We start from the raw sequence: 5,168 nt of genomic DNA on the forward strand, positions 1-5,168 counted from the left end.
AGCAGGGCGCGCGCTCGGACCGTGTCCCGTTCCTGGTGCTGGCACTGGTGCCGATCGCCATCGCCATCGCGGTGATCGACCTGCCCCGCGTGCTGTTCGTCGTCGGCATCCTGTACGCCCTGTCAGGCCCGGTGATGTGGGGCGTGCAGCGCCTGCGCAAGAAGCCCGAGGCGGCGTGAGCCAGGACCTGCCCGTGTTGTGGTCCCCGGCCCAGCAGGCGTGGCTGCAGGCCATGGGCTACACCGTCTATCACGACGGCCAGTTGGCCGCCGAAATGGACGCGGCACTGCAGCTGAGCGTGGCTGAAGCCGCAGCATCGGCACCCGTGCCGGTCGAGGCGACGCGCGCGGCTCCACCTTCGATGCAGCACGCACCCAGCCAGCGTGGCGCGGCGCCGGAGCCTCGGCTCGAGCGCGCGCCACCACGCACTGCCGTGCCGGTAGCGGCGCCGGACACCGTCCCGGCTGCGGCCCGTCCGCTGCCCACCGGCAACGCGCGCCAGCCGCTGGTGCGCCTGCCTGACCGCCTGCAGATCGCGCTGTTGCGTGCCTCGGGCTGCAATCCCAACGACCCCGCCACCCAGGCACTGATGGACAGCTGGCCGCTGGAGCAACTGCGTCGCGACCCCGCAGCCAAGCGCGAGTTGTGGCCGCAGCTGCGCGCGCTGCGCAAGGGCGGAACCGCATGAGTGCGGTCAGCCAGCCCGGCCCGGTGGCGCTGCGTGCGCTGCGCGAGAGCGATCTCAACGCGGTGATGGCCATCGAAGTGCGTGGCTATCCCTATCCCTGGACCCGCGGCATTTTCCTGGATTGCCTGCGTGCCGGTTACCCCGGCCTGGCCATGGAGCGCGATGGCCTGTTGATCGGCTATGGCGTGCTCAGCCTCGCTGCCGATGAAGCACATGTGCTGAACATCTGCATCGATCCGCTGGTGCAGTCGYGTGGGCTCGGCCGCCAGTTGCTGCGTGCGCTGGTCCGCCTGGCCGGTGATCGAGGCGCGCAGCGGGTATTCCTGGAAGTGCGTCCGTCCAATACCCCGGCGCTGGCGCTGTATCACAGCGAAGGCTTCAACGAGATCGGCCGGCGTCCCCGCTACTACCCTGCTGCGCAGGGGCGCGAAGATGCGCTGGTGATGGCGATCGAGCTGGTGGACGGCGAGCTGGAGACAATGCCGCCGCTGTAATCGGCGTCGCGTGGCCGCTGCGCTCGCCGGGCATGGCCCGGCGCTACCGATGCGTTGTTTACGCCAACCGCAGCGCCAGCACGCCAGCCACGATCAGCGCGGCCGCCACCCAGCGTGCACGCGGTACCCGCTCGCGCAGCAGGAACACCGAGATCAGCAGCGCGAACAGGATCGACGATTCGCGCAGCGCCGACACCATTGCCACCGGCACCTGGGTCATCGCCCACAGCGCCATCGCATACGAGGCGGTGGTACCGATGCCGCCGGCCACGCCCAGCGGCCAGTGCTGGCGCGCATACGCCAGCAGCTTGCCGCGCTGCCGATGCAGCGCCCACAACGGCAACGGAATGCCCGACAGCAGGAACAGCCACAACGTGTAGCTCAGCGCATTGCCGGACAGTCGCGCACCCTGCGCATCGACCAGGGTGTAGGTGGCGATCATCGCCGCCGTCAGCAACGGCAGCCGCAGCTGACCGCCACGTGCGCCGCGGGCCATGCACAGGATGCCGCCACTCACCAGAAGGACACCGAGCCAGGCCGACGGCGGCAGGCGTTCGCCGAGCACGGCGCCGGCCAGCGCAACGAGGATGGGCGCGCAACCACGCATCATCGGATACGCCAGGCTCATGTCGACCTGTTGGTAGCAGCGTGCGACCAACGCGTAGTAGGTCACCTGCAGCAGCGCCGAGACGGCCAGCCATGGCCAGCTTGCGGCGGTGGGCATGGGCAGCAGGGGCAGGGCGATGGCCGACAGCAGTGCAGCGCTGCCGGTGACCAGCACCGTGCCGAGGAACTTGTCCGGCCCGCGTTTGACGATCGCGTTCCAGCTGGCGTGCAGTGCGGCGGCGGCGAGGACCAGCAGGAAGATGGAAAGCGGCATCAAGCGATGATGCCAAAAGACAGGGGGGGGTGCCGACCTTGGTCGGCACATCGTTTTGCATGGCAGGTGCCAACCTGGGTTGGCACATCACAGCGGTGCGGACCAAGGTCCGCACCCACCCGGGAGGCGTTACAGCTTCGCGCGCTGTTCGCGCAGGCCGGCCAGCTGGTTGTTCCAGTCGACCAGGCGCACGCGTTCCTGCTCGATCACCGCCGGCGGAACCTTGTCGGAGAACTTGGCCAGCTTGGTCTCGCTCTTCTCCTGTTCGCCTTCCACGCGCTTGATCTCCTTGTCCAGGCGCGCGCGCTCGGCATCGAGATCAACCAGGCCTTCCAGCGGCACCAGCAGCTTCAGCTCACCGACGATCGCGGCGGCGGCCGGCGGCGCACTCTGTGCGTCGGCCAGCCACTGGATGCTGTCCAGCTTCAGCAGGAACGACAGCGAAGCGCTGAAGCGCTCGATGCGCTCGCGGTCCTGGCTCTGCCCGGCATGTTCCTGGCCGGCCAGCAGGCGCAGCGGCACCAGCTTGGACGGGGCAACGTTCAGTTCGCTGCGCACGCGGCGCACCGCACTGATCACCGCCTTCAACCATTCCACGTCGGCCTCGGCCTGGGTGAAGTCGCCCTCGAATTCGGCGGCGGTCGGGTACGGCCGCAGCGACAGCGTGGTTTCGGCCAGGCCCAGGCGCGGTGCCAGCTGCTGCCACAGCTGTTCGGTGATGAACGGGGTCAACGGGTGCAGCAGGCGCAGCAGCGCTTCCAGCACGTACAGCAGGGTGTGGCGGGTGCTGTCGGCGTCGGCGGCATCGGCGCCGTTCAATGCCGGCTTGCTCAGCTCCAGGAACCAATCGCAGAACTCGTTCCAGGCGAATTCGTACAGGCACTGCGCCAACAGGTCGAAGCGATAGGCGGCGAAATGACCCTGCGCTTCGGCGGTGGTAGCGGCCAGGCGCGAGAGGATCCAGCGCTCGGCATCGGTACGCGGCGTCGGCACGCCGGTGAACGCCGCACCTTCGGTGTTCATCAGGGTGAAGCGGCTGGCGTTCCACAGCTTGTTGCAGAAATTCTTGTAGCCCTCGGCGCGGTTCATGTCGAACTTGATGTCGCGGCCATGGGTGGCCAGCGCGGCGATGGTGAAACGCAGCGCATCGGCACCATGGGCGGCGATCCCGTCCGGGAACTCCTTGCGCGTGGCCTTCTCGATCTTCTCGACCATGCGCGGCTGCATCAGCCCGCCGGTGCGCTTGGCCACCAGATCATCGATGGTGATGCCGTCGATGATGTCCAGCGGGTCGAGCACGTTGCCCTTGCTCTTGGACATCTTCTGGCCCTGGCCGTCGCGGATCAGGCCGGTGAAGTAGACGTCCTTGAACGGGATCTTCCCGGTCAGGTTGTCGGTGGCCATGATCATGCGCGCSACCCAGAAGAAGATGATGTCGAAGCCGGTGAYCAGCACCGACGACGGCAGGTAGCGGTCGAAACCGCGCTCGGCCATCGCCTGCTCGTTCGGCCAGCCCAGGGTGGAGAACGGCCACAGCTGCGAGGAGAACCAGGTCTCCAGCACGTCGCTTTCCTGGCTCAGCACGACGTCGCTGCCGAGATTGTTCTTCGCCCGCACCTCGTCTTCGCTGCGGCCGACGTAGCAGCTGCCGGTGGCGGCATCGAACCATGCGGGAATGCGGTGGCCCCACCACAGCTGGCGGCTGATGCACCAATCCTGGATGTTGGTCATCCAGTGGCGGTAGGTGTTGATCCAGTTCGGCGGCACGAAGGAGATGCTGCCGTTCTCGACCAGCTCCAGGCCACGCTTGGCCAGTTCGTCCATCTTCACGAACCACTGGTCGGTCAGGTACGGCTCGATCACCTGGCCGGTACGGTCGCCGCGCGGCACCTGCAGCTTGTGTGCCTTGGTCTCGACCAGGATGCCCAGGTCTTCCAGTTCAGCCAGCACGGCCTTGCGCGCGTCGTAACGGTCCAGCCCCTGGAAACGTTCCGGCGCGTTGTCGTTGATCGCGGCCACCGGCGTGAACAGGTTGATCATCGGCAGGCTGTGGCGCACGCCCACCTGGTAATCGTTGAAGTCATGCGCCGGGGTGACCTTGACCACGCCGGTACCGAACGCACGGTCCACGTAGTCATCGGCGATCACCGGCACGCGGCGGCCGGTCAGCGGCAGCACCACGCTCTTGCCGATCAGGTGCAGGTAACGCTCGTCTTCCGGATGCACCATCACCGCGGTGTCGCCCAGCAGGGTTTCCGGGCGGGTGGTGGCGACCACCAGGTAATCGCGGGTTTCGCGCAGGGTCTCGACGCCRTCGGCATCGCGCTCGACGTGCTCGTAGCTCAGSCCTTCRTCCAGCKKGTAGGCGATCGACCACAGGAARCCSTCTTCCTCGGCGCTCTCCACTTCCAGGTCCGAGATCGCCGTCTTCAGCACCGGATCCCAGTTGACCAGGCGCTGGCCACGGTAGATCAGGCCCTGTTCGTGCCAGCGCACGAAGGCTTCGATCACCGCTTCGGACGGCTGCGGGTCCATGGTGAAGGTGCTGCGCGACCAGTCGGCCGAGGTGCCCAGGCGGCGCATCTGCCGTTCGATGATGTCACCGGACTGCTGCTTCCACTCCCACACCTTGCCGATGAAGCCCTCGCGGCCCAGCGAATCGCGGGTCTCGCCGTTGCCTTCCAGCGCCAGGTTGCGGCTGACCACCATCTCGGTGGCGATGCCGGCGTGGTCGGTACCGACCTGCCACAGCGTGTCGTAGCCGCGCATGCGGTGGTAGCGCACCAGCGCATCCATCAGGGTCTGCTGGAAGGCATGGCCCATGTGCAGGGTGCCGGTCACGTTCGGCGGCGGCAGCAGGATGGTGTACGGCTCGCCCTTGCCGGACGGCTTGAAATGGCCGGCCTTCTCCCAGGCCTCGTAGAGGTCGGTCTCGAAGGACTTCGGGTCGTAGCTGGAGGCGAGTTGGGTCATGCGGGGGAACCAGTCATCAAGGCGGGAAGGGAGATCAGCGCGACCCGAGGGTGCGCCGGATCTTCTGGTCGGTGTGGTACTGGCTGACCGAATAGGCAGCCCAGATCGCGGCGGGCAGCCAGCCGATCAGGGT

The 5,168-nt window shown here is 67.4% G+C and carries 4 protein-coding genes and 1 pseudogene; 3 read left to right on the forward strand and 2 right to left on the reverse strand.

Going from position 1 to position 5,168, the window contains the following annotated elements:
• The 3 genes and pseudogenes from AC1VAN_RS10405 to rimI form a co-directional block, all read left to right on the forward strand.
• Nucleotides 1-179 (forward strand): annotated as a pseudogene (locus tag AC1VAN_RS10405) (CDP-diacylglycerol--serine O-phosphatidyltransferase); the annotation flags it as partial.
• Nucleotides 176-688, forward strand: a complete 513-nt coding sequence (locus AC1VAN_RS10410) for a hypothetical protein (protein ID WP_442252313.1) — start codon at nt 176-178, stop codon at nt 686-688. The pseudogene AC1VAN_RS10405 and the gene AC1VAN_RS10410, both read left to right, overlap by 4 nt.
• Nucleotides 685-1,182, forward strand: coding sequence for a ribosomal protein S18-alanine N-acetyltransferase (gene rimI, locus AC1VAN_RS10415; protein ID WP_480985755.1), 498 nt, complete (start codon nt 685-687; stop codon nt 1,180-1,182). Before AC1VAN_RS10410 ends, rimI begins: the two co-directional genes overlap by 4 nt.
• A gap of 58 nt (nt 1,183-1,240) precedes the next feature.
• Here the strand turns inward: rimI and AC1VAN_RS10420 are convergent, their stop codons facing one another.
• Nucleotides 1,241-2,062, reverse strand: a complete 822-nt coding sequence (locus AC1VAN_RS10420; RefSeq protein WP_025879362.1) for an EamA family transporter — start codon at nt 2,060-2,062, stop codon at nt 1,241-1,243.
• 129 nt (nt 2,063-2,191) lie between these two features.
• Nucleotides 2,192-5,035 carry a valine--tRNA ligase gene (locus AC1VAN_RS10425; RefSeq protein WP_480985756.1) on the reverse strand — a complete coding sequence of 948 codons (2,844 nt, stop codon included), beginning with the start codon at nt 5,033-5,035 and terminating at the stop codon, nt 2,192-2,194.
• Nucleotides 5,036-5,168: the final 133 nt, after the last annotated feature.

The sequence above is a fragment of the Stenotrophomonas sp. 05L44_2 genome, from assembly GCF_056665995.1.